Annotated in this window: 21 protein-coding genes; 5 read left to right on the top strand and 16 right to left on the bottom strand. The window is 66.9% G+C overall.

Annotated elements, in window-relative coordinates:
* Nucleotides 1-75: 75 nt before the first annotated feature.
* Genes era through AC1DFE_RS08295 form a run of 4 tightly spaced genes read right to left on the bottom strand, consistent with a single transcriptional unit; the run spans nucleotide 76 to nucleotide 3,916 of the window.
* Entirely contained in the window at nucleotides 76-1,035 is a 960-nt protein-coding gene (gene era, locus AC1DFE_RS08310; protein ID WP_476905420.1) for a GTPase Era, read from the bottom strand.
* Nucleotides 1,019-2,362, bottom strand: a complete 1,344-nt coding sequence (locus AC1DFE_RS08305) for a hemolysin family protein (protein ID WP_476905419.1) — start codon at nucleotides 2,360-2,362, stop codon at nucleotides 1,019-1,021. Before AC1DFE_RS08305 ends, era begins: the two co-directional genes overlap by 17 nt.
* On the bottom strand, nucleotides 2,359-2,832 hold the full coding sequence (gene ybeY / locus AC1DFE_RS08300; protein ID WP_476905418.1) for an rRNA maturation RNase YbeY: 474 nt from the start codon (nucleotides 2,830-2,832) through the stop codon (nucleotides 2,359-2,361). Before ybeY ends, AC1DFE_RS08305 begins: the two co-directional genes overlap by 4 nt.
* Nucleotides 2,816-3,916: a PhoH family protein gene (locus AC1DFE_RS08295; protein ID WP_476905417.1), complete on the bottom strand. Its 1,101-nt coding sequence runs from the start codon at nucleotides 3,914-3,916 to the stop codon at nucleotides 2,816-2,818. The genes ybeY and AC1DFE_RS08295 overlap by 17 nt, the downstream gene beginning before the upstream one ends.
* Before the next feature lie 344 nt (nucleotides 3,917-4,260).
* On the opposite strand from AC1DFE_RS08295, the gene AC1DFE_RS08290 reads away from it, so the two are divergent.
* A complete protein-coding gene (locus tag AC1DFE_RS08290; RefSeq protein ID WP_476905416.1) occupies nucleotides 4,261-5,178 on the top strand; it encodes a GerMN domain-containing protein in 918 nt (305 codons plus the stop codon).
* A 33-nt stretch (nucleotides 5,179-5,211) separates the two neighbouring features.
* Here AC1DFE_RS08290 and AC1DFE_RS08285 read toward each other — a convergent pair whose 3' ends face one another.
* The 3 genes from AC1DFE_RS08285 to hrcA are packed head-to-tail and all read right to left on the bottom strand — an operon-like array spanning nucleotide 5,212 to nucleotide 8,184.
* Nucleotides 5,212-5,982, bottom strand: coding sequence for a 16S rRNA (uracil(1498)-N(3))-methyltransferase (locus tag AC1DFE_RS08285; protein ID WP_476905415.1), 771 nt, complete (start codon nucleotides 5,980-5,982; stop codon nucleotides 5,212-5,214).
* Between the two features lie 2 nt (nucleotides 5,983-5,984).
* On the bottom strand, nucleotides 5,985-7,112 hold the full coding sequence (dnaJ, locus tag AC1DFE_RS08280; protein WP_476905414.1) for a molecular chaperone DnaJ: 1,128 nt from the start codon (nucleotides 7,110-7,112) through the stop codon (nucleotides 5,985-5,987).
* 58 nt (nucleotides 7,113-7,170) lie between these two features.
* The gene (gene hrcA / locus AC1DFE_RS08275; protein ID WP_476905413.1) at nucleotides 7,171-8,184 is read right to left on the bottom strand and encodes a heat-inducible transcriptional repressor HrcA; all 1,014 of its coding nucleotides are present in this window, start codon (nucleotides 8,182-8,184) and stop codon (nucleotides 7,171-7,173) included.
* Nucleotides 8,185-8,396: 212 nt separating this feature from the next.
* On the opposite strand from hrcA, the gene AC1DFE_RS08270 reads away from it, so the two are divergent.
* Together AC1DFE_RS08270 and AC1DFE_RS08265 are read left to right on the top strand one after the other, a co-directional pair.
* Entirely contained in the window at nucleotides 8,397-9,251 is an 855-nt protein-coding gene (locus tag AC1DFE_RS08270; RefSeq protein ID WP_476905412.1) for a DUF3097 domain-containing protein, read from the top strand.
* A 134-nt stretch (nucleotides 9,252-9,385) separates the two neighbouring features.
* A complete protein-coding gene (locus AC1DFE_RS08265; RefSeq protein WP_476905411.1) occupies nucleotides 9,386-9,805 on the top strand; it encodes a DUF4870 domain-containing protein in 420 nt (139 codons plus the stop codon).
* A gap of 143 nt (nucleotides 9,806-9,948) precedes the next feature.
* Here the strand turns inward: AC1DFE_RS08265 and hemW are convergent, their stop codons facing one another.
* A complete protein-coding gene (hemW, locus tag AC1DFE_RS08260; RefSeq protein ID WP_476905410.1) occupies nucleotides 9,949-11,178 on the bottom strand; it encodes a radical SAM family heme chaperone HemW in 1,230 nt (409 codons plus the stop codon).
* 36 nt (nucleotides 11,179-11,214) lie between these two features.
* A complete protein-coding gene (lepA, locus tag AC1DFE_RS08255; protein ID WP_476905409.1) occupies nucleotides 11,215-13,068 on the bottom strand; it encodes a translation elongation factor 4 in 1,854 nt (617 codons plus the stop codon).
* A gap of 180 nt (nucleotides 13,069-13,248) precedes the next feature.
* Between lepA and AC1DFE_RS08250 the strand changes: the two genes are divergently transcribed.
* Together AC1DFE_RS08250 and rpsT are read left to right on the top strand one after the other, a co-directional pair.
* On the top strand, nucleotides 13,249-13,794 hold the full coding sequence (locus tag AC1DFE_RS08250; protein WP_476905408.1) for a type II toxin-antitoxin system PemK/MazF family toxin: 546 nt from the start codon (nucleotides 13,249-13,251) through the stop codon (nucleotides 13,792-13,794).
* A 185-nt stretch (nucleotides 13,795-13,979) separates the two neighbouring features.
* A complete protein-coding gene (gene rpsT / locus AC1DFE_RS08245; protein WP_214856828.1) occupies nucleotides 13,980-14,240 on the top strand; it encodes a 30S ribosomal protein S20 in 261 nt (86 codons plus the stop codon).
* A 256-nt stretch (nucleotides 14,241-14,496) separates the two neighbouring features.
* Here the strand turns inward: rpsT and AC1DFE_RS08240 are convergent, their stop codons facing one another.
* From AC1DFE_RS08240 to leuS, 7 genes are all read right to left on the bottom strand, one after another.
* Nucleotides 14,497-15,462, bottom strand: coding sequence for a hypothetical protein (locus tag AC1DFE_RS08240; protein WP_476905407.1), 966 nt, complete (start codon nucleotides 15,460-15,462; stop codon nucleotides 14,497-14,499).
* 182 nt (nucleotides 15,463-15,644) lie between these two features.
* Nucleotides 15,645-16,658 (bottom strand): DNA polymerase III subunit delta, encoded by a 1,014-nt coding sequence (gene holA, locus AC1DFE_RS08235; RefSeq protein ID WP_476905406.1) that lies wholly within the window; start codon nucleotides 16,656-16,658, stop codon nucleotides 15,645-15,647.
* Nucleotides 16,595-18,484: a ComEC/Rec2 family competence protein gene (locus AC1DFE_RS08230; RefSeq protein WP_476905405.1), complete on the bottom strand. Its 1,890-nt coding sequence runs from the start codon at nucleotides 18,482-18,484 to the stop codon at nucleotides 16,595-16,597. The genes holA and AC1DFE_RS08230 overlap by 64 nt, the downstream gene beginning before the upstream one ends.
* A gap of 58 nt (nucleotides 18,485-18,542) precedes the next feature.
* On the bottom strand, nucleotides 18,543-19,496 hold the full coding sequence (locus AC1DFE_RS08225) for a ComEA family DNA-binding protein (protein WP_476905404.1): 954 nt from the start codon (nucleotides 19,494-19,496) through the stop codon (nucleotides 18,543-18,545).
* A 186-nt stretch (nucleotides 19,497-19,682) separates the two neighbouring features.
* Nucleotides 19,683-19,868, bottom strand: coding sequence for a hypothetical protein (locus AC1DFE_RS08220; RefSeq protein WP_307103089.1), 186 nt, complete (start codon nucleotides 19,866-19,868; stop codon nucleotides 19,683-19,685).
* A 68-nt stretch (nucleotides 19,869-19,936) separates the two neighbouring features.
* Complete coding sequence (locus tag AC1DFE_RS08215; protein WP_476905403.1) at nucleotides 19,937-20,965, bottom strand: DegV family protein; 1,029 nt, start codon at nucleotides 20,963-20,965, stop codon at nucleotides 19,937-19,939.
* A gap of 91 nt (nucleotides 20,966-21,056) precedes the next feature.
* Complete coding sequence (gene leuS / locus AC1DFE_RS08210; RefSeq protein WP_476905449.1) at nucleotides 21,057-23,582, bottom strand: leucine--tRNA ligase; 2,526 nt, start codon at nucleotides 23,580-23,582, stop codon at nucleotides 21,057-21,059.
* Nucleotides 23,583-23,752 lie beyond the last annotated feature (170 nt).

Raw genomic sequence — 23,752 nt, 5'->3', positions numbered from 1 at the left:
GCTATTTTAGTAGCCGTTTCTGGGAAAACCCCGCAAATCAGGCCGTTCGCGGCCCGGCGGGCTGGCGTGAGCGGGTCAGAACCCTAGCTTCACCAGCTGCTTTGGGTCGCGCTGCCAGTCCTTGGCCACCTTGACGTGGAGGTCAAGGTAGATCCGGGTGCCCAGGAGCGCCTCGATGCCCTTCCGGGCGTTGGTGCCGACTTCCCGCAGGCGGCTTCCGCCCTTGCCGATGATGATCGCCTTCTGCGACGGGCGCTCCACGTAGAGGTTGACGCGGACGTCGAGAAGCGGGTTGTCCTCGGTCCGGCCCTCGCGCGGAACGATCTCCTCAACCACTACGGCCAGTGAGTGCGGCAGCTCGTCGCGGACGCCCTCCAGCGCCGCTTCCCGGATGAGTTCGGCCACCATCACGGCCTCGGGCTCATCGGTCAGCTCGCCGTCCGGATAGAGCGGCGGCGACGGCGGCATGTGGCTGATCAGAATGTCCGCCACCGTGCCCACCTGGAATCCGTCAGCGGCCGAGACCGGAACGATGTCCTTCCAGCCTTCCTCGCCCAGTACTTCCCTGCCGAGCTCGGCAACGGCCAGCAGCTGCTCCGTCAGCGCCTGCCGGTCAACCAGGTCGGCCTTGGTGACGATGGCGATCACCGGCTTGCGGCCCACGGCGGCAAGCTGGGCCGCGATGAACTTGTCACCTGGGCCGATCTTTTCGTTGGCGGGCAGGCAGAACCCGATGGCGTCCACTTCCGAGAGGGTGTCGGCAACGAGGTCGTTCAGGCGCTTGCCCAGCAGCGTGCGTGGCCGGTGCAGGCCCGGGGTGTCCACGAGGATCAGCTGGGCATCCTCGCGGTGGACGATCCCGCGGATCGTGTGCCGCGTGGTCTGCGGCTTGGCGGACGTGATGGCCACCTTCTTGCCCACCAGAGCGTTGGTGAGGGTGGATTTGCCGGCGTTGGGCCGGCCCACCAGCACCGAGAATCCGGCATGGTACCCGCCGAACGGTTCGCCGCCGTCGGCCTTATTCTGCTTGCTCACGTGGAACTCCCTGTTGCATTGATTCGGCCTCGTCGAAAAGTTCTTCAAGGTCAGTATTGTTTGGAACGGCGCCTGTCGGCGCGGCGGCCGCGATGATGTGACTGACGCGGTTACGGCGGCCCTCCAGCCGCTCGGCCCGCAGCGATACGCCGTCGACGTCCACGGCACTGCCGACGATCGGAACCCGGCCCAGGGCCTTGGCGAGCAGGCCGCCCACGGTGTCCACCTCGTCGTCGTCCAGTTCGATGCCGAACAGTTCGCCGAGGTCGTCGATGCCCATCCGGGCGCTGACCCGGAACGTTCCGTCGCCCAGATCGACGACGGCGGCGCTCTCGGAATCGTATTCATCGACGATTTCGCCGACGAGCTCCTCGATCAGGTCCTCGAGCGTCACCAGCCCTGCGGTCCCGCCGTATTCGTCGATCACGATGGCCACATGGGTGGACTCCTTCTGGAGTTCCCGCAGGAGGTCGCTCACCGGCTTGGAATCCGGCACGTAGCGGACGCCGCGGGCCAGCTCGTCCACCACGGGCGGCTCGGATTCCGGGTCCATGCCGTGAATCGCGGCGGCCACATCCTTGAGGTAGATGATGCCCAGGATCTGGTCGGTGTTTTCGCCGATGACCGGGATCCTGGAATAACCCGACCGCAGGAACAGTGACATCGCACTGTGCAGGCTCGAGCCGGCGTCGATGGTCAGGATGTCCGTGCGCGGGACCATCACGGCGCGGACCAGGGTGTCGCCGAACTCGAAGACGGACTGGATGAGTTCGGCCTCATTGTCCTCGATCATGTCTGATTCAGTGGCCCGGTCCACCAGTTCGCGGAACTCCTCCTCACTGAAGTAGGAGTCGTCACCGTTGGGCGAGCCCGGTGCCACGGCGCTGCCCAGCCGGACCAGCCAGGCGGGGATCGGGCCGAGTATCCACGCCAGGAACCGGACCAGCGACGCCGAATAGTGCACTACGGCAGCCGGATGGGAACGGCCCAGCTGGCGCGGCGACACACCCACAAGCACAAAGCCCAGCACCGCCATGATGCCTGTGGCCGCCAGGCCGGCCAGCCAGACGTTGCCCAGGACGCTGTAAAGGAGCACCGCCACGGCCACGGCAGATGCCGATTCGAACCAGATCCGCCAGAAGCGCAGGGCGCGCATGTGCGTCATCGGCTGGTCGAGGATCCTCCGCAGTGCGTTGCCCTGGCTCCCCTGGACTGCCTGCTCGGCGTCGTGGCGCGGAAGGAAGCTGAACGCCGCCTCGGCAGCAGTCAGCAGCGCTGCGGCACCGAGAAACGCCAGCGCCATGCAGACAAGGAGCAGGGAGGTCACTGGGTGGTCTCGGCCGGTGCTTCTTTGCCGGTGAATGCCGTCAGCAGCTCGCGCTGCAGGCCGAACATTTCTTCCTTCTCCTCGGGTTCTGCGTGGTCGTAGCCGAGCAGGTGGAGGATTCCGTGGGTGGTCAGCAGCAGCATCTCGTCCTGCGTGGAGTGACCGGCATTGCGGGCCTGGACCTCGGCCACCTGGGGGCAGATCGCGATGTCGCCCAGCATGCCCTGGGGCGTGGGCTTGTCCGGGGTTCCGGGGGTCAGTTCGTCCATCGGCACGGAGAGCACGTCGGTGGCTCCCGGCTCATCCATGAGCTCGATGTGAAGCTTTTCCATGGCCGGCTCGTCCACCAGCAGGATGGACAGTTCCGCCTGCGGGTGGATGTACAGCTGCTCGAAGATGAACCGGGACAGCGCCACCAGCCGGGCCTCGTCCACCTGGATGCCCGATTCGTTGTTAACTTCGATGCTCATGCGTGCTCTCCCGTCGTTCCCGGGGAACGGAATGCTTGACCCGGTTGCGTTGTGCTTCATCCCAAATGCTGTAGGCGTTGACAATGTCCCCCACCAGCCGGTGGCGGACGACGTCTGCGGCGTCCAGAACGGAGAAGCTGACGTCGTCGATGCCGCTGAGTATCTCCTCGACGATACGCAGGCCCGAGCGGGTCCCGAACGGAAGGTCCACCTGCGTGACGTCGCCGGTGACCACCATCTTGGAACCGAAGCCGAGGCGGGTCAGGAACATCTTCATCTGTTCCGGCGTGGTGTTCTGCGCCTCATCCAGGATGATGAAGGCGTCGTTCAGCGTCCGGCCCCTCATATAGGCCAGCGGCGCGACCTCGATGGTTCCGGCCGCCATCAGCCGGGGAATGGACTCCGGGTCCATCATGTCGTGGAGCGCGTCGTAGAGCGGCCGCAGGTACGGGTCGATCTTGTCGCTGAGCGTGCCAGGGAGGAACCCGAGCCGCTCGCCCGCTTCGACGGCGGGGCGGGTGAGGATGATCCGGCTGACTTCCTTCTGCTGCAGCGCCTGCACCGCCTTGGCCACCGCCAGGTAGGTCTTGCCGGTGCCGGCCGGGCCGATGCCGAAGATCACCGTGTTGGCGTCAATGGCGTCAACATAGTTCTTCTGGTTCAGCGTCTTGGGGCGGATGGTCTTGCCGCGGCTGGACAGGATGTCGTGGGTCAGCACCTCCACCGGGTTCTGCAGCGACTGGCTGCGTAGCAGCAAAACCAGCTGCTGGAGGACCGCCGGTGTAATCACGGTGCCACGGGCTACGAGCCCCCTGACCTCGTGGAGCAGGCGCATGATCCGCGGCACATCTGCCGCGGGTCCGTTAATGGAGAGCTCATTGCCCCGGACATGGAAGCTGACGGCCGGGAACTGGTCCTCGATAAAGCGGAGGGCTTCGTCGTGGCTGCCCAGCGACTGCACCATCTGATCAGAGTTATCGAAGATGACCACCTCCGTCCGGACACCGGGGAGAGTATGGGGGAATTCACCGGTGGTGCGGTCCCCCGTGTTGAGGCGGCGCTTTCCGTTTGCTGATTCAGTCATGGTGACGGCCCGCGGGCCTTCGGTTCCCTCCAGTTCGGAATATAACTCGTTTGTGTCTTTACATCTTACGCCAGCGCACGCCCTCGCCCGCCGTGCAGGAAGGGCAGGCAGACCGCATTTCTGTAACGCGTTCCCGCCATTAGGTATCAACTTTGTATCGGCCTCATATCGTTCCCGTTGCAGTTCGGCCGCGTGCGGCGAAAGGCGCCCGGCGCGCCAAAGTCTCGTGTAATGCTGGAAAAGGAGCTCGCCGGCTACGGTCCGGCGTGCCCGCCAGAAACTGCTCATTCGAAGGGACCGCAAGCATCAGTCAGCCAGGAACTCCGGGCCGGAAAGTACCGCGGATGCGCTCCGTGATGCTCTCCGCGCTGCTTCCGGCTGCCCTGCTGCTGTCGGGGTGCGTTGCCGATCCCGATCCCGCGGTGACCTCTGCCAACTCGCCCACCTCCTCCTCACGCCGGGCGGCCGGCGCTGACGGCGTCCCCACCACCAGCGCGCCGTTGGAAACCACGCAGTCCTCGAACAAGGCGCCTATCTACTGGATCGGGCGGAGCAACAGCAACGTTTTTCTGTACCGCGAGTTCCGCGACGTTCCCGACGATGAGAACCCGATCACGCGCGCCCTGCGGGCCATGATGTCGGAGACGCCGCTGGATCCGGACTTCTTCACACCGTGGCAGAACCCCAAGAACCTGGCGACGTCGATTTCGGGCACCAATGTCATTACCGTGGACGTATCCGCGGATGCCTTCAACAGCAACCTCGACGCCGACATGGCCCAGCGCGCCATCCAGCAGCTGGTGTACACCGCGACAGCCGCCGGGGCCAGCTCCGGGCTGATTGACGCCGGCCAGCAAATTGAGGTGGTGATCCTGGTGGATGGGCACACCGACTACCTGGCCTTCAAGCACGTCAAGCTCGGCGCCCCCACATCCCGCAGTGCAGGAATGGTGGCCCCGGTGTGGATCATCGATCCGCAGGAGGGCACCGAGGTCGGGGACGGGCGGGTCAAGATCTCCGGACGAAGCACCGTTCCGAACGGCAAACTCCACTGGCGGATCCTGAAGGTCCAGGACAACGGCGACAAGGAGAGCTACCTGACCGGGGAAGCCAAGGCCGCCGCTGATCCCGCCGCCTCCGGAGTCTTCGGCATCACCGTCAACCTCGCGCCCGGCAACTACGAGGTGCGCGTCTCCCAGATCGATCCGGGCAGACCCGACGACGAACTGAACGTCGACTCGCGCGGGTTCTCCGTCCGCTAGCGGTTCCCGCCGGGCACCTTTAGCTGGCTGAGGCTACCAGCGGCCCAGGACGTCGCTGGCAACAACGACGCCGGCCGGTCCCGCCGTCGATGACCGCAGGACGTGCGGTCCCAACAGTGCCGTAACGGCCCCGGCGCTGCACAGCCTCGTGACCTCGCGGGGGCTGATTCCCCCTTCGGGACCAACGATGAGCAGGACCTCGCTGGGGCCCGCCACCTCTTGGCGCTCCTCGGCCCACTTGCCCAGGACTCTCCGCAGCGGCGTCACCGCGTCCTCGTGCAGGATCACGGCCAGACCGGCTTCCGCAACTTCCTTGGCCAGCGACTGGGTGTCGACGGCGGGACGCACCACGGGGATCCAGGCGCGGCGGGCCTGCTTGGCCGCCGCCGTCACGGCGGACTGCCATTTGCCGTGGGCCTTCGCCGCACGGTCACCCTTCCATCTGACGATGGAGCGTTCCGACTGCCACGGGATCACCGCGTCGATGCCCAGCTCGGTGGCGGTCTCGACCGCCAGTTCATCGCGGTCGCCCTTGGCGAGGGCCTGCACGAGCACCAGGCGGACGTCCGGCCGCTGCTCAACGCTGACGGAGGTGCATTCGACCGTCAGTTCGGCGGGGGCGGCCTCCGTCACGGTTCCCGTGATGCGCCTGCCGGCGCCGTCGGCAATGTCCACCTGCTCCCCCACCGCAAGGCGCTTGACCGTGACCGCATGCCGGGCCTCGGCGCCGTCGAGGACGAACAGCGAACCGGGAACCGTGCTGTCCAGCACCCCGGCCGGGGTGAAGAATACGGGGTTGCTCACCGCTACAGGTTACCGAAGCGGTCCCGCAGCTTTGCGAAGACGCCGCCGCTGGCCGCGAGCTTGCCCTCGGAGAACTGCTCGCCGCGGAGCTTGGCCAGCTGGCGCAGCAGGTCCTCCTGCGCGGGGTCCAGCTTGGACGGGGTCTCCACCTGCAGGTGGACCTTGAGGTCACCGCGGCCGTAGCCCCGAAGGTGCGTGACGCCGAGGCCGCGCAGGGTGATGATCTCGCCGGACTGGGTGCCCGCCTTGACGTCGATGTCCTGCTTGCCGTCGAAGGTCTCCAGGCCCAGTTCCGTGCCAAGGGCGGCAGCGGTCATGGGGATGTTCAGGGTGGCGTGGAGGTCGTCGCCCTCGCGGACGTAGGTGGAGTCGTTGTTGACCCGGATTTCCACGTAGAGGTCGCCGGACGGGCCGCCCGCGGGGCCGGCTTCGCCCTGTCCGGAGAGCTGGATCCGGGTTCCGGTGGCCACGCCCGCCGGAACCTTGATGGTGAGGGAGCGGCGGCTGCGGATCCGGCCCTGGCCGCTGCATTCGTTGCAGGGGTCCTTGATGACCGTGCCGAAGCCTTCGCATGACCCGCAGGGGGCTGCGGTCATGACCTGGCCGAGGATGGAACGTACTGCGCGCTGCACCTGGCCGCTGCCGCCGCAGATGTCGCAGCGCTCCGGGTGGCTGCCCTCGCGGCAGCAGGACCCTTCACAGGTGGGGCAGGTGACGGCCGTGTCCACTTCCAGCTTCTTGTTGACGCCGAAGACCGCATCGCGCAGGTCGATCCGGACGCTGATGAGCGCGTCCTGGCCGCGGCGGACACGGGACGCGGGCCCGGAGGTGCCGCCGGCGCCGAAGAAGGTGTCAAAGATGTCCTGGAACGCGAAGCCCTGGCCGGCGTAGCCGCCGCCGCCGAAGCCGTTGTCGGTGCCGTTCTCGTTGCCGGTGGTGTCGTAGACCCTGCGCTTCTGCGGATCAGACAGCACCTCGTAGGCGTGGGTGACGGCCTTGAACCGTTCGGCGGCGTCGTCCCCGGGGTTGACGTCCGGGTGAAGCGAGCGGGCCAGCTTGCGGTAGGCCTTTTTGATCTCCTCGCCGGTGGCTTCGGGGGAGACTCCAAGAACGTCGTAGTGGCTACTCAAAGTTCGTATCTCTTCCTGGTTGTATTGCCTGTTGTCAGGGGATGTCCGGGGCGTGCGGTCATGGGCCCAGAATCCTCGAAAGGTAGCGGGCCACCGCTCGTACGGCGGCCATGGTGGTGGGATAGTCCATCCGGGTGGGGCCGAGGATGCCTACCTTGGCGGTGGCGTCGGGACCGTACCCGGTGGCCACCACCGACGCCTCGGCCAGTCCGTCGTAGGGGTTTTCGCGGCCGATGCTGACCGCCACGCCGCGCGGGTCCTGTGCCATGTCGCTCAGGAGCCGCAGCATCACCACCTGTTCCTCGAGGGCCTCAAGGACTGGTCCGATGCTGAGCGGGAAGTCCACGTTGGACCGCGCCAGGTTGGCCGTTCCGGCCAGGACCATGCGGTCTTCCCGGCTGTTGTGGGCCAGGCCTTCCAGCCCCTTGCCGAGGGCCACTGCCGCAGGCCGCTCGGCCGGCGTACAGCCGGCCACGACGGCGGACAGGTGCCGGGGCAGGATGGCCACCGGAGTTCCGGCCACACCGGTCAGGAACCGGGTGCGCAGGGCGCCGAGCGTGTCGTCTGACAGGTCCTGCCCGGCGTCGACGACGCGCTGGTCAACCTTGCCGGAGTCTGCGATCAGCACGATCAGCACCTTCCGCGGCGCCAGCAGCACAAATTCGATGTGCCGGACAACTGCCCGGCTCAGGTGCGGGTACTGCACGACGGCGACCTGGTTGGTCAGCTGGGACAGGAGCCGGGCCGTCCGGTCAAGGACGTCGTCCAGGTCCTCGGACCCCTCGAGCAGGGTCTGGATGGCGCGTTTCTCCGCCGGGGAAAGCGGCTTGACCGCCGAGATCTGGTCGACGAACAGGCGGTAGCCCTTGTCCGTGGGAATCCGGCCGGCACTCGTGTGCGGGGCCGTGATGAGGCCCTCATCCTCCAGTGCCGCCATGTCGTTGCGGATGGTGGCACTGGAAACACCCAGATGATGCCGTTCCACCAGGGCCTTGGAGCCGACAGGCTCGCGGGAATGGACATAGTCCTCCACGATGGCGCGCAGCACCTCAAGCTTTCGTGGTTCGCTCACAGTCCACCTCCTTTTGGCCGTAACCGCTCCGGACATTAATCCTGCCCGTCAACGCTGTGGTTAGCACTCGACGTGCCTAAGTGCTAACAAGTCTAATATGAGACGCCGCGTTGTTAGCATTGATACCGCTCCGGGCGGAATTCCGGGCGCCTGTCCCCCGGCGGCAAGCCCGCAGCCGGAGCGGCTCCTTCCTAGTGCAGAGCGGTGAACGAATGCAGTACCAGACCTGGGGCCCGCAGGATATGGCAGCGCCCGCCAAGAACAGCCTTCCCGAGGTTCCGGTGGAGCGCGGCATGGTGCTCGAGGACGTCCAGTCCGGCTGGGTGGGCGCAGTGACCCGGGTGGAGAAGTCCGGCGGCATGCACGTGGTGGCGCTCGAAGACCGCCGCGGAAAATCCCGGTCCTTCAAGCTTGGCTTCGGGTTCCTCTTGGAGGGGCAGCCGATCCGCCTGATGCCTCCGGCCCCCAAGGCCAAGCCCGCAGGGCAGGGCATCTCCGCACGGACGGCGTCGGGTTCGGTGCGGGTGGAAGGACAGCGCGCCCAGGTGGCCAAGGCCAGCCGGATCTGGGTTGAAGGCAAGCATGATGCCGAGCTGGTGGAAAAAGTCTGGGGCGACGACCTCCGGGTGGAGGGCATCGTCGTCGAACCCCTGCATGGCATTGATGACCTGGCGGGGGCGGTGGCCGCCTTCCGCCCAGGTCCCGGCCGCAGGCTGGGAGTTCTGGTGGACCATCTGGTCCCCGATTCCAAGGAGTCCAGGATCGCCGACGCCGTGATGGCCTCCCCCGGCGCCGCCGGAAACGTGCTGATCGTCGGCCACCCCTATGTGGATGTGTGGCAGGCGATCCGGCCGTCGGTGCTGGGCATTCCGGCGTGGCCGGTGGTGCCGCGCGGCACGGATTGGAAAACCGGCATCCTCACCTCCTTCGGTTGGCCGCACGCGACCAAGGAGGACGTTGGCCTCGGCTGGCAGAAACTCCTAGGCGCCGTGCGGACATACGCCGACCTTGAGCCCGCCCTGCTGGGCAGGGTCGAAGAGGTCATCGATTTCCTAACAGTTCCATAGCTACGGCCCCCGGATTCAGCGTTGAGCCCGCGATTGCCCCGACGGCCCGGTATCCTTGGTACGGCGCCACCGCACCGCGGCCCCGGCACCGCACCAATGCATTACCGCACCAACGCAAGCTTAAGGAAGACACCGTGGCAGAAGACGCTCGCGACCGCAGGGACACACAGTCCGGCCAGGACCTGCCCCAGTACCATGGGGTTCCGGCCAACGCGCTTCCGCTGACCGCCAGCGAGGACCGGCAGTGGGCCACCCTGGCGCACTTCGGCGGCATCCTCGGCTGCGTTCCGGCGCTGCTGATCTACCTCATCTTCCGCGACCGCGGCCCCTTCACCGCGCAGGAGTCCAAGGAAGCCCTCAACTTCACCCTGCCGCCGACGATTGCGGCCTTCGTGGCGAACCTGCTGGTGCTGCTGCCCGTCGTCGGGAACCTGTTCGCCGTCCTGGCCACGCTCATCTGGATTGCGCTGACCTGCTTCGCGGTTTCTGCCGGCGTCCACGTCAACAAGGGCCAGCCGCACCGCTACCCGTACAACCTCCGCTGGATCAAGTAGCCACAAGCAACGGGGGCCCACACCCGCAGGGTCCCTGGCCGAGCTTGCGAGGTTAGGGTGCGGGTGGGAAGGGTACTTCCAGCCCAATCCGCTAGGGATATTGGGCTAGAGGTGACCCCGCGTTGCTTTGTCTGTTGTACCGGCTAGTCCGGCAGGATCCGGCGGACCACGGCGTCGGCCAGCAGGCGGCCCTTCAGCGTGAGGACCAGGCGGCCCTTGAAGGCCTCCTCCGGCACCACGAGGCCGTCGGCAATCAGCCCGGCCACGGCCTTCCTTCCGGATGGCGCAAGGGCAGCGGTTCCCAGCCCTGCGGAAAGACGGGCTTCCAGCATAACTTTTTCGACGCCGCGGGTTTCGTCGTCAAGGGTTTCTCGACCGGCCGCCGGGGAGACGCCTGAGCCGAGCCGGCCGGCATAGGCGGTGGGGTGCTTGACGTTCCACCAGCGAACCCCGCCCACGTGCGAATGGGCGCCGGGTCCGATCCCCCACCAGTCGTCACCGCGCCAGTAGGCGAGGTTGTGGCGGCACGCCTGCCCAGGCGTTGCGGACCAGTTGCTGACCTCGTACCAGTGCAGGCCGGCGTCGGTGATCAACTGGTCCGCGAGTTCGTACTTGTCGGCGTGGTCGTCGTCGTCGATTCCCGGAACTTCGCCACGGCGCATCTGGGCGGCGAGCTTGGTGCCGTCCTCCACGATCAGCGCGTAGGCGCTGATGTGGTCCGGCTTGTACGACAGTGCGGTCTCGAGCGAGAAGCGCCAATCCTCCATTGACTCCCCAGGTGTTCCGTAGATGAGGTCCAGGCTGACGGCGAGTCCGGCGTCGCGCGCCCACTGCACCACGAACGGGACACGGCTCGGCGTGTGGGTCCGGTCAAGCACCTTCAGGACATGGGGCACGGCGGATTGCATGCCGAAGGAAACCCGCGTGAAGCCCGCGTCCGCAAGCAGCTGCAGGGACTCCGGCGTGACGGAATCCGGATTGGCTTCCGTGGTCACCTCGGCGCCGGGTTCGATCCCCCAGGTGTCGATGGCGGCACGGAGGATTCTGGCCAGGTCCTCGGCAGGCAGGAGCGTCGGTGTGCCGCCACCGAAAAATACGGTGCTCAGCTTGCGGGCAGGCAGGCCCGAGCGCTCCAGGACCCGCGCGGCAAAGTCCACTTCAGAGATGGCAGTGGAGGCGTACGCGTCCTGGGACGCGCCGCCGCCGAGCTCGGTTGCGGTGTACGTGTTGAAGTCGCAGTAACCGCAGCGCACCGCGCAGAACGGGATGTGCACGTAGAGCCCGAAGGCCCGGCTGGCTGCACCCTCCGCGGCCTGCTGCGGCAGCAGGCCGTCCGGCGGCGCGGGGTCACCGAGGGGAAGAACGCTAGGCATGTGTGCGGCCTCCGGAGGTTTCGGCCACGGTCATCACTACTTCTTGGCCTTGTCCTTGGATTCGTCGGTGGTCAGGGCAGCGATAAAGGCTTCCTGCGGCACTTCGACACGTCCCACCATCTTCATGCGCTTCTTGCCTTCCTTCTGCTTTTCCAGCAATTTGCGCTTACGGGAGATGTCACCGCCGTAGCACTTGGCCAGAACGTCCTTGCGGATGGCGCGGATGGACTCTCGGGCGATGATCCGGGACCCGATGGCTGCCTGGATGGGTACCTCGAACTGCTGCCGCGGGATGAGTTCGCGCAGCTTGCCGGTCATCATCACGCCGTAGGCGTAGGCCTTGTCCTTGTGGGTGATGGCGCTGAAGGCATCCACCTGTTCGCCTTGAAGCAGGATGTCCACCTTGACCAGGTCGGCGACCTGTTCGCCGTCGGCCTTCCAGTCCAGCGAAGCGTAGCCGCGCGTCTTGGACTTGAGCAGGTCGAAGAAGTCGAAGACGATTTCAGCCAGGGGCATCCAGTACCGCAGCTCCACCCGGTCCTCGGACAGGTAGTCCATGCCGCGCATGATGCCGCGACGGCCCTGGCAGAGCTCCATGATGGCGCCGACGAACTCGTTGGGGGCCAGGATGGTGGCGGCCACCATGGGTTCGCGGACCTCGTTGATCTTTCCGGAGGGGAACTCGCTGGGGTTCGTCACGGTGACCACGTTCTTGTCCTCGAGCGTGACCTCGTAGACCACGTTCGGTGCGGTGGAGATCAGATCCAGGTTGAATTCGCGTTCGAGGCGTTCACGGACGATCTCCAGGTGCAGGAGGCCGAGGAAGCCCACGCGGAAGCCGAAGCCGAGGGCGGCGGAGGTTTCCGGTTCGTAGATCAGGGCCGCGTCGTTCAGCTTGAGCTTGTCCAGGGCGTCGCGCAGCACCGGGTAATCGGTGCCGTCGAGGGGGTACAGGCCGGAGAACACCATTGGCTTGGGGTCTGCGTAGCCGCTCAGCGATTCCGAGGCGGGCTTGGCGAGGTTGGTGACGGTGTCGCCCACCTTCGACTGGCGCACGTCCTTCACGCCGGTGATGAGGTAGCCCACCTCGCCGACGCCAAGGCCCTTGGAGGGCGTGGGCTCCGGGGAACTGACGCCGATTTCCAGGAGCTCATGGCTGGCTTTGGTGGACATCATCTGGATGCGCTCGCGCGGGTGGAGCATGCCATCCACCACGCGGACATAGGTGACCACGCCGCGGTAGGTGTCGTAGACGGAGTCGAAGATCATCGCCCGGGCAGGTGCTTCCGGGTCGCCGACAGGTGCAGGCAGGTCACGCACGATTTTGTCCAGCAGCGCCTCGACGCCCACGCCCGTCTTGCCGGAGACCAGGAGCACGTCTTCGGGATCGCCGCCGATGAGGCTGGCAAGTTCGGCCGCGTACTTCTCCGGTTGCGCGGCCGGCAGATCGATCTTGTTCAGGACCGGGATGATGGTGAGGTCGTTTTCCATCGCCAGATACAGGTTGGCCAGCGTCTGGGCCTCGATGCCCTGCGCGGCGTCAACCAGCAGAACGGCGCCTTCGCAAGCGGCTAGGGAACGGGACACCTCGTAGGTGAAGTCCACGTGGCCCGGCGTGTCGATCATGTTCAGCGCGTAGTTCACACCGCCCAGTTCCCAGGGCATGCGGACAGCCTGGGACTTGATGGTGATGCCGCGCTCTCGCTCGATATCCATGCGGTCCAGATACTGGGCCTTCATGTCGCGGGACTGCACGACGCCGGTGAACTGCAGCATGCGATCGGCCAAGGTGGACTTACCGTGGTCAATGTGCGCGATGATGCAGAAATTCCGAATGATGGCCGGATCTGTCGCGGCGGGCACCGGGGCGGTGCGGGCCATGGGAGACACGCAGGGTCCTTACTGTTGGCATTTCAGCGGCGTTGCTCAGGCTGAAATCTGGCCATCCTGCTGCCTGCCGCATATGTGAACCTCTAGTCTCCCACGTCCCGGGCGCTGGCAGTACATTTTGCGCGGGCGGCACAGCCCGCAGGCCCGGCAGCTGCGGGCCCCGGCGGTATGGTGGCCCGCATGGCCTTGAACTTCTCCACCATCGGCGCCGCCGTCCGCGCTTCGCTCCGCCGCCTCGGCGTGCTACGGAAGCCGGCGGCCCCTGCTCCGGCGTCGGCCCGGGGCAGGTCCGGGATCACACGCCAGCTTCCGGGCGGCTTAACAGGGACGTACCCTGGCGACTTCACCGGCACGGCAACCCTGCGGTACTCCCCCTCCCCGGACGGCCGGCCAGACCCGGGCGAGATCGTGTGGACCTGGGTTCCCTTCGAAGAGGACCATACCCGCGGCAAGGACCGGCCGGTGCTGCTGGTCGGAAACCATGGGAGGTATCTGCTGGGCTTGATGCTCACCAGCAAGGACCATGACGGCCACCCCCGGGGCCACCTCGACTACGTGGATATAGGCACCGGCCCGTGGGACAGGCAGGGCCGTCCCAGCGAGGCCAAGCTGGACCGCGTCCTCCAGATCCATCCGGCCGACATCCGGCGCGAGGGGGCGGTCCTTGAGCGGAAGAAGTTTAGGCTGGTGGCAGACGAGTTGCGGCGGCTGCACGGCTGGAAGTGACGGCGGCGCGCCGCCCATGCCCTGAATGGCCACGGACCGCCCGGACCTGCTAATATTCATAGCTGTGTGTCCGTGCAGGTCGACGGTCACTGATGGCTGGCCGCCATAGGTATCCCCACGCCGCTCAGTCAAGGCCAGCTTGAAAGCCCTCTAGACCATTTCCGCATTACAAAGAGAGTTCACACGTGGCAAATATCAAGTCCCAGAAGAAGCGCATCCTCACCAACGAGAAGGCTCGCCTGCGCAACAACGCAGTCAAGTCCGAGCTGAAGACGGCCATCCGCGCCGTCAACACTGCCGTTGAGTCCTCCGACAAGGACGCTGCTTCTACTGCGCTCGTTTCTGCCAGCCGTAAGCTGGACAAGGCTGTCAGCAAGGGTGTTCTGCACAAGAACAACGCTGCAAACCGCAAGTCGGCGATCTCCAAGAAGGTCAACGCACTCTAAGGTTTTCCAGTTCAACTGAACTGATGCTTGTGGCCGGCACCATTGGTGCCGGCCACTTCTCTTTTAAGTTCCGGCGGCTCTTTTTAAGTTCCGGTGGCCGGAAAACCGACGGCGGTCTCCGTACTTCCGACGGCGGGCCCAGACTTCCGGCCCACGGGCCGCAGCCCGGGCTGTTGGGGCTGACCGCCCTGTCTGGACCCTTCTGCGTTGATCACTCCTGTTTTGATCACTTCTGTTTTGATCACTTCTGTCTTGATCAACCCTGTCCTGACCACCGACCGGATCCGTCACTGCGCCAGTCCGAGGGGGCGGCGCCCGGCGTGAGGAGGCCGTTGAGCCAATAGGTCTCATCGGGATTCCAGCCCGCCAGGACTGTCCGCTCAAGCACTGCTGCGGACGGTCCGGCAGTGGACGGCCCGGCGGCGAGGGCGCGTCCGGCAGTCATGAGGTATCCCAACAGGGTGAGGTGGACGCCGTCGTAGTCGGCAGCGACGGCGAGCCAGTCCGGAACCAGCCAGGGACCGGCGATCCCTGTGGTCCGCCACCAGTCGTGGCGTTTGGCGAGGCTGACATCCATTGGGTACCGTGCGGCCAGTCTCGCCCACGCCGCCGGGCCATCGATCTCATACACGCGGGATTCGGGCCGCAGTACAAGTGGCCAGACGGTTGCCTGCTTCCACCCAAGGCTGTCCTCGACCAGCAGGAGACTGGTGGCGCCGAGTCCCGGCAGGCTTCGGGTGGTTGTGAGCAGCCCGGATGGCGTTGGCGTGGACCACCACCAGCCGCCCCAGTTGGCTGCCGGGTTCTTCGGCCGTTTAGCCGCCTGGCGTTCGTCCGCCACGGCCGCGGCTTTCCAAGCGGCCAGCTTTATGGCTTCCCCGCCGGGATCCGGCGGCTGCCCTAGTCGTTCGTCGGTCCACTGCACGAAACACTGGTGTTCCCGGTCCAGGAGCCCCGAACCCCACCATGCGGCAAGGGCATTGGTCAGGGCATGGGCGACCGGACCCAAAGCCAACCGGATGGCAGGCTGTGCGAGGAGGGCGTCCGTTTCGTCAGGAGGCTGCCAGTAGCGCGCGGTATCGACCGCCTCCTTGAGGCCAGCCAGCAGCGTCTCGCCACCGGCTGATTCAGCAGCCCATACGGCTGCCGGACTGCCGAGCGCCTCGGCCAGTTGGTTGGCAACTCCCTGATCCTGGGGACGTTCCGCCGCTCTGGCAGCCAAGGTCCGGATTTCCGGTTGCGTCGCCGTGAGAAAGCCCACGCAGAAGCGGCGCCCGCGCGGACCGCTCAACAGGTCGTCCGCCACAACCGCATCCCCCTGACCCCGAGCAAACAAGCTGACCCGAGCCTACAAGCTGACCCCGGCCTGCAAGCTAGTCCCGAAGCGCACAAGCCAGCGAGGCGCTAACGGCCTCGGGCAGCCGCCGCTATCACCGTGACGGCGTGCTCGACGGCGTAGACCGGATCCCGGGAGAGCCCTTTGACCTGCGCATCGGCTTCGGCCGTGACCTGGATGGACCTGGCCAGGCCCTCGGGCGTCCACCTCCGGACGTCCCGCTGCGCCTGCTCCACCAGCCACGGCTGCATGCCCAACTGCTTGGCGATCTGCGCCGACGAGCCCTTGGCACCGGCCACCTTGGCGACTGTCCGCAGCTTAGCTGCCAAAGCCGCCACCAGCGGCACGGGATCGGCGCCGGTCGCCAGCGCATGCCGCAGGGTGGAGAGGGCCACTGGACCATTGCCGGCCATGGCAGCGTCGGCCACCTTGAAGGCCGTGGCTTCCACCCTTCCGCCGTAATAGCGGTCGATCATGTCCGCATCAACGGCGGTGGAGGCATCGGCAATGAGCTGGCTGCACGCGGCCGCGAGCTCGGACAGGTTGGCACCCACGGCATTGACCAGGGACTGGACTGCTTCCGGAGTGATTCTCCTGCCGTCAGCCTTAAACTCCGCGGTGACAAAGGCCGTCTTTTCCGCGTCCTTCTTCAGCGGCTGGCAGTCAACAGACGGCCATCCCCCGGCCTTCACCGCGTCGAGGAGTTTCTTGCCACGGGTTCCGCCGCTGTGCCGGAGCACGAGGACGGCGTCCTGTTCCACGTGCTTGAGGTAGGTCAGTGCGTCGGCCAGGAAAGCGTCGTTCATCGCTTCGAGGCCATCCACCTCGATCAGCTTGCTCTCACCGAACAATGAAGGACTGACATTCATCGCCAGCGCCCCGGCTTCATATGCCCCGGCAGTGAGCCTGCTGACCTCCACGTCAGGCGCAGCCGCCCGTACCTGGGACCGGACGCGGTCCATCGCCCGCATGCCGAGGTACTCCTCGGGACCCGTAATCAGGACGACCGATGCAGGGGTTACGTCCCGCCAGGTCGCCGAATTGCCTGCCGGCGTCTTCGGTCGTTGCTGGGCAGCGGCCACTGGTGATTCCTCCCGGGGTTCAGATTGCAGACTCTAAGTCTCCCACGGTCCCTGCGGCTCCCGCGGCGGAAGTGCGCTTCCGGGAGCCGGTCAAGGAGCCGGGCGGTGCCGGCGTGCGCGTCAAGGACCAGCTTGACGGTCCGGCCGGGATGGGCAGCCATCCATACGGCGAGCATAGTCATGGCGGAAAACAGCATCATGGTCAGCAGTCCGAACACACCCTCAGGCCAGGGCGGTGCCGCGCCCGGCAGACCGGCGGTGAACCGGGCGAGGGCTGCCACCGCACCGGCAAAGAAGCCGGCCACTCCGATCAGTACCGCCGCCAGCCATGGAACCAGGGGCAGGAGCGCCACGGCAGCGGTGCCCAGGATGGTGACGGGCGCTACGAGCGGGGCTACGAGCACGTTGGCCAGCAGCGAGTAGGTGGCGAACTGCGGCTGCAGGACCACAATGACAGGGCCGCACAGCACCTGGGCTGACAGGGGCACGGCGACGGCTGCCGCCACCCAGCGCGGCACACTCGGCGGAAACCAGCCCATGATGCCCCGGCCCAGCACAATGATCCCCAGCGTGGCCAGTACCGACAGCAGGAACCCGAAGCTGACGCCGAGTTCGGGCTGCACGAGCAGCAGGCCAATTACCGCCAGGCAGAGGAAACTCAGCCCGCGGCCGGCCCGCCCGCCTGCCAGGGATGCCACAGCCACCGCTCCCATCAGCGATGCCCTCAATACGCTGGCGTCCGGACCCACCATGAGCACGAACAGGCCCAGCGCGGTAAGGGCGACGGTAGCGGCCGGAATCCTGGCCAGGCGCAGCGAGCGGGCCGCGAGCAGCACGGCACCGAGTATCAGGCTGCAGTTGGCGCCGGAGACGGCCGTCAGGTGCGTCAGCCCGACTGTTTTCATCGCCGTCTCGAGGTCCTCGCTGAGCCCGCCGGTGTCGCCGGTGACCATGCCGGGGAGAAGGCCGCGGGCATCGGGAGCCAGCCAGGCGGCCGCCGCAGCAAACCGCTTCCCCAGCGCTGCCGCGGCCTGCTGCCAGTCTTGCCCTGCTGCGAGACGGGCGGGTGGTGATGACGCAGTCAGAATGGCCGCCTCCACCTGCCCGGCATCCGGCGGCCGCAGCTTCCCGGTTGCCCGGACCAACTCGCCGGAAGCGGCGTGCTGCCATTCCTGCCCGGCGATGATCACCACCGGTACACGGGCGTGCATAACCTGGCCTCCCGACGTCAATGAACGGGCCACCGCCCCCACAGCCCAGCGTTCTGCCCGGCCGGAGGGGCCAGGCGTCTTGAGTGCACGCGGTGCCACGGTAATCTCGACTTCCGCTACTACTGACGCGTGCCCGGCGACCAGACCTGCCACGTGGTCGTCGTGGCGCTGGGCCGACGACACTGCCGAATGCGCCGTCGATGCGGCGGCAAGCATGAGTGCCGCCGTCAGGGTGGTCAGGAAACTGCGCCGCCCGCGTCCACCGGACTTCTTCCTCCGCAAAACCAGCCCCAGCAGCACTCCAGCGAACGCGGCCAGGCCGCCCCACGCTACCAGGAGTGCGCCCGGAGTCAGCCACGGCCCCGCGACGGTAGCTGCCCACACCAGCAGCGCGGCCGGGGCAAGGCGAAGGTCGGCACGGCGGCGGTTCTGTTCGGTTGCGCCAGCGCCCTGTCCGTCCGGCAAAAGACGACGGCGGATGTCAGCCCGGATCTTCTGCCCGAGGGCGCTGGCGGGCCCGGAGCGGGACCGAGACGGTGCGGGTACGGAATCAAGAGGGGCAGAATCCCCGGAGTGGGAATTACGTGGCGCGGAGTCTGCCCGTGGGAAGTCCACGGCCGCTTGCACATAGCGGTGCCATCGGCTGGGCGCACGTCCGTTCCTGCCGTCCATTTCAGACGGTCACCAGCGGAAGCAGCGTTTCCAGCATTTTGGGTCCGACTCCGTCCACCGCGTCCAGTTCCTCGGGTGACTTGAAGGGGCCCTGCTGGGTCCGCCAGTCGACGATGCGCTGGGCCAGGACGGGGCCAACTTTCGGGAGCTCATCGAGTTGTTCCACCGTGGCAGTGTTGAGGTTTATCTTGCCCCCGGCTCCGCCGCTTGCAGTCCCGCTGGACCCTTCGGCACCAGGGTCGTCAGCGCCGGAAGTGTCAGCCGGTCCGGCCTCACCGCGGCGCGGGACATAGATCTTCTGGCCGTCCTCCAGCAGAGAGGCGAGATTGAGCCGGTCCAGGTCGGCTTCCTGGGCGGCGCCGCCGGCCGCGGCGATGGCCTGATGCACCCGGCTTCCGCGCGGGAGCCGGACCACGCCGGTCTTCTTCACGGCTCCGGCAACGTGCACTACAACGTTTCCCGCCGCCCCGGTACCGTTCGTCCCTGCGCCGTCTTTCCCGCCGGTGTCCGCCCCCTCAGCGCCTTTGCCGTCACTGTCCGGCCCGCCGCTTTCCGTGCCGCCGCTTTCCGGGTTGTTGGCTTCTGCGTCGTTGCCCTCCGGGCCAGGTGCGCTGGCCGCTGGATTTCCCGCCGCATCGTGTGTCACTGAGCGAAGTGGAATGACTTCCGGCCCGTTGGCAGCCACCTGCCACCAGAGCATGGCGCCGGCAACCAGCGACAGGGCGCCCACCAGTACGGCGGCACGGAGGCCAAGACGCCAGCGGAACCGCGGCTCGGGCACTTCTCCGGACGACGCACGGTCCGCAGCACCGGTCTGCCTCCCGTAGGCGAAGCCGCCGCCCCTTTCGGCCTCCAGCAGCCCCATGGTGGCGCCTCGCGGCGGAGCGGTTTCTTCACCTGCCTCTTCCTCGCCGGGAAGGCCGGGCGTGTCAGGCGGTCCGAGTGTCGCGGCCAACCGCCGCGCCACCCGGCCATCTGCTGCCCTATCCTGCATGGAGCCGCGTCCACGGCCGGCCTGGCCCTCGCCAACCCGCGGCTGAGCGCTGGTTGAGGCTCCAGCGGTCCGGCGTGACATACCCACCACGCTAGGAAGCCGGCGGGCCTCCCGACAGTCCCCACCTGCCCTATGTGGATAGCACCACTACCGCTGGTAGGTGATGTAAGCCTCGTACTGCACGCGCCACTTCTCCGGTTCCTTGGGATCGGGGATCGTGGTGGTGAGGAACTGGACGCTCGTCACCTGGCCCTTCAAGTACTTCAGCCATTTCGTGACTTCGTCGGCCACGTCCCGGTCCAACTGGGCGACGTGGTGGACTTGCATGGACATGGGAGCCTCCTCGCTCGGTGGGGAGACTGTACTACCAGCGGTCTGGCTCTGCTAGGGCTTGCGGAGCCTTAGGGGGCGGCCTCAGTACCGCCGGCACCGGCGGCGAGGCAACCGGCAACCGACGAGCTACTCTCCCCCACAATCACCGCAAGTACGCCAAGGCCGGCGTGGGCGGCCAGGACAGCAGGCAGTGAGCTGATCTGAGCCGGCGGACAGGCCGGAAGCTTCGCCGCCAGGCGTGCCGCGAGCATCTCGGCCTCGGGCCGGTTGCCGAAGTGGTGGATGGCCAGCCGCGCCTCCCCCAATGGCCGGTCCGCGGCCTCCGCCACCACGATCTCCTCAAGCCGGGCGATGGCCCTCGGTGCGGAGCGGACCTTTTCCAGCGGAACGATCTTGCCGCCGTCGACCGCGAGGATCGGCTTGATGGACAGCATGGCCCCGACCAGCGAAGCTGCGGCGCCAATGCGTCCGCCGCGCCGCAACTGCTCCAGGCTGGGCACGTAGAAATAGACTTTGGTTCTTGCGGTGCGCTCCTCGGCGAGCCGACGCACTTCGGCTGCATCGCGGCCGTCCGCGGCCGCCACCACGGCGCTCTGGACGGCGAGTCCCTGCGCCATCCCCACGGTGCGCGTGTCCAGCACCTCCACGGGGATCTTCACCCGGCCGGCGGCAAGGCGGGCCGCGTCAGCCGTTCCGGAGAGTCCGCCGGAGATGTGGATTGACACGACGGACTCGAAGCCCTGCCGTTCGGCGGCGAGATAAGCCTGCTCGAACTGGCCCGGTGACGGCCGGGAGGTCTTGACCGGCGTCGCGGCGGCCAGCGCCACCGCGATGGTCCCGGCGATGTCGTCCTCGCCCTCGCCGTAGATCTCCTCGCCCACCATGACAGGCATGGGGATGACGGCCAGCCGGCCGTTAATGGAGAAAGCCCGCACCCAGTCGGCGGGCAGCGCAGCGGCAGAGTCCGTCACCACGGCGGTGCGGACGACGATGGCGGGCTCGCCCGAAGGCGGGGCCTGCCCGGGCCTGGTGGCCTGGCGGAGGCGGACCAGATGCTCCTTCAACCACAGCCAGGCGGCCGGCTCACGGTCAATCACGGCACACCCCCTGCAGTTGTTGTCCGGCCGCCGGCACTGCCGGCGGCCGGACCCGGCCCATCAGTCGCCCAGGGCTCCTGAAATAACCCTGCTAGGCCGGGACGATGTTCACCAGTTTAGGTGCCCGCACGATCACAGTCCGGATACCCCGGCCGTCGAGGGCGCGCTGGACATTCTCGGAGGCCAGTGCCAGCTCACGAAGCTCGTCCTCGGAGATGGCCGGCGATACCTCGAGCCGGTCCCTGACCTTGCCCTGGACCTGGACCACCGCGGTGATCGTCTCCTGCACCAGGAGCGCTTCGTCGTGCGAAGGCCAGCCGGCGTTGGCCACCGACGCGGGGTGCCCCAGGACGTTCCACAGGTCTTCCGCCGTGTAGGGCGCGAAGAGGCTGAGGATGACGGCCACAGCCTCCGCGGCCTCACGGACTGCCGGATCGGCGCCGCCCGCGCCGGAATCAATCGTCTTGCGCGTGGCGTTGACCAGCTCCATCAGCTTGGCCACCACGACGTTGAACTTGTTGTTGTCCAGCAGCTCCGCGGCGTCCGCGATGGTGCGGTGCGTTACGGAGCGCAGCGTGCGGTCACCGGCGCTGAAGTCAACCCCTGGCGCGCTGGATACGTCCTGGCCGAGGCGCCAGGCGCGGGCCAGGAATTTAGCGGACCCCGACGGCGAAACGTCCGCCCAGTCGACGTCGTCCTCGGGCGGGGAGGCAAAAATCATGGTGAGCCGGACGGCGTCGACGCCGTACTTGTCCAGCTGCTCGCCCAGGTCAACACCGTTGCCCAGCGACTTGCTCATCGCCTTGCCACCGTTGAGCACCTGGCCCTGGTTGAGTAGGGCGCTGAACGGCTCGTTGGCTTCAATCAGGCCCAGGTCGTTAATGACCTTGGTGAAGAACCGCGCGTAGAGCAGGTGCAGGATGGCGTGCTCCACGCCGCCCACATACTGTCCCACCGGCATCCAGTCGTTGATCTTTTCGGGATCGAACGGGCCGTCCGTGTAGTGCGGCGAGACGAAGCGCAGGAAGTACCAGGACGAATCCACGAAGGTGTCCATGGTGTCCGTGTCCCGGCGGGCCGGTCCGTGGCAGCTGGGGCACTCGACGTTGACCCAGGCTTCTGCCGCGGCCAGCGGCGAGGTGCCCTTCGGGGCCAGGTCCTCGCCGCGGAGGTCTGCCGGCAGTTCGACGGGCAGCTGCTCGTCCGGAACCGGCACCTCGCCGCAGGAGGGGCAGTGGATGATCGGGATGGGCGTACCCCAAAAACGCTGGCGGCTGAGCAGCCAGTCGCGCAGGCGGAAGTTGACGAACTTTTCGCCCGTACCCTGCTGTTCGAGGATCCGAATGGCTTCCGGGATGGCCTCGCTCTTGGGCATTCCGTCCAGTGAACCGGAATTGATCAGCGTGCCTTCGCCGGCTGTCGCCGTGCCGGACACGGCAGGGTCCTCTTCGCCGGTGTCCAGCACCGCGCGCACGGGGAGGCCGAACTCCTTGGCGAAGTCGAGGTCGCGCTGGTCGTGTGCAGGGACGGCCATGATGGCGCCCGTGCCGTAGTCGGCCAGGACGTAGTCGGCGGCCCAGACCGGCAGCTTTTCGCCGTTGAGCGGGTTGATGGCGTAGCGGCCGGTGAAGACACCGGTCTTTTCGCGCTCGGTGGACTGGCGTTCGATCTCCGATAGCGCCGTGACCTTGTCCAGGTAGGCGTCCAGGGCCTGGGCGTGCTCCTCGGTGACCAGTTCCAGGGCCAGCGGGGCGTCGGCGGCGACGACGAAGAACGTGGCGCCGTACAGGGTGTCCGGGCGCGTGGTGAAGACGGTGACGTCCTTGGCGGGCTTATCGCCGTCGGCCTCGATGACGAAGTTGACGTGGGCGCCCTCGGAGCGGCCAATCCAGTTCTTCTGCATGGCCAGCACGCGCTCGGGCCAGTGGCCGCGGAGCTGCTCCATGTCGTCCAGGAGCCGGTCGGCGTACTCGGTGATCTTGAAGTACCACTGGTTCAGCGACTTCTTGGTCACCGCGGTGCCGCAGCGTTCGCAGGCGCCGTTAACGACCTGCTCGTTGGCCAGCACGGTCTGGTCCTTGGGGCACCAGTTGACGGGGTGGTCCTTGCGGTAGGCCAGGCCGCGTTCGTAGAAGCGCTTGAACAGCCACTGCGTCCAGCGGTAGTACTCGGGATCGGACGTGTGCAGCCGGCGGGACCAGTCAGCGGAGATGGCGTAGCGCTTGAAGGAGGCAGCCTGGGTGTCGATGTTGGCGTAGGTCCACTCGCTCGGGTGGGCGTTGCGCTTGATCGCCGCGTTTTCCGCGGGGAGCCCGAACGAGTCCCAGCCGATCGGGTGCAGCACGTCGTAACCCTGCTGGCGCAGGTACCGCGCCACCACATCGCCCATGGCGAACGCCTCGGCGTGGCCCATGTGAAGGTCGCCGGACGGGTACGGGAACATGTCCAGGACGTAGCGGCGCTCCCGCGATCCGTCGTCGGCGGGGGTGAAGACCTTCAGGTCTTCCCACACCTGCGGCCACCGGGCCTCCATCGCCGCGAAGCTGTACGCGCCCTCGTCGGGCGTCTCCGTTCCACCTGCTGCTGTTCCGGTTTCGGTCTCCGGCTGAACGCTCACTGCTGCCCTCTTCTGTTCTGTCATGACCTCTGTCCTGTCACAACGGTCTGATCCCCGCCGCGTGCCGGGAAGGTCTCCCCGGACACACAAAAGCCCCTCGACATGGAGGGGCGGCCGCTCGATAATCCGTATTTGTTCGGGATACCAAGCGGCTAGCTAAGCAGAAGGAT

The organism is Arthrobacter sp. 05T423, from assembly GCF_056396245.1.
The sequence above is the reverse complement of the archived record's forward strand: the minus strand, read 5'-3'. Positions and strand labels throughout refer to the sequence as shown.

Coding starts and splice junctions, on each gene's coding strand:
- AC1DFE_RS08250 (WP_476905408.1), top strand. CDS start 13,249: ATGGCCTTGAACTTCTCCACCATCGGCGCCGCCGTCCGCGCTTCGCTC.
- AC1DFE_RS08270 (WP_476905412.1), top strand. CDS start 8,397: ATGCAGTACCAGACCTGGGGCCCGCAGGATATGGCAGCGCCCGCCAAG.
- AC1DFE_RS08295 (WP_476905417.1), bottom strand. CDS start 3,916: ATGACTGAATCAGCAAACGGAAAGCGCCGCCTCAACACGGGGGACCGC.
- AC1DFE_RS08290 (WP_476905416.1), top strand. CDS start 4,261: ATGCGCTCCGTGATGCTCTCCGCGCTGCTTCCGGCTGCCCTGCTGCTG.
- ybeY (WP_476905418.1), bottom strand. CDS start 2,832: ATGAGCATCGAAGTTAACAACGAATCGGGCATCCAGGTGGACGAGGCC.
- AC1DFE_RS08220 (WP_307103089.1), bottom strand. CDS start 19,868: ATGTCCATGCAAGTCCACCACGTCGCCCAGTTGGACCGGGACGTGGCC.
- hemW (WP_476905410.1), bottom strand. CDS start 11,178: ATGCCTAGCGTTCTTCCCCTCGGTGACCCCGCGCCGCCGGACGGCCTG.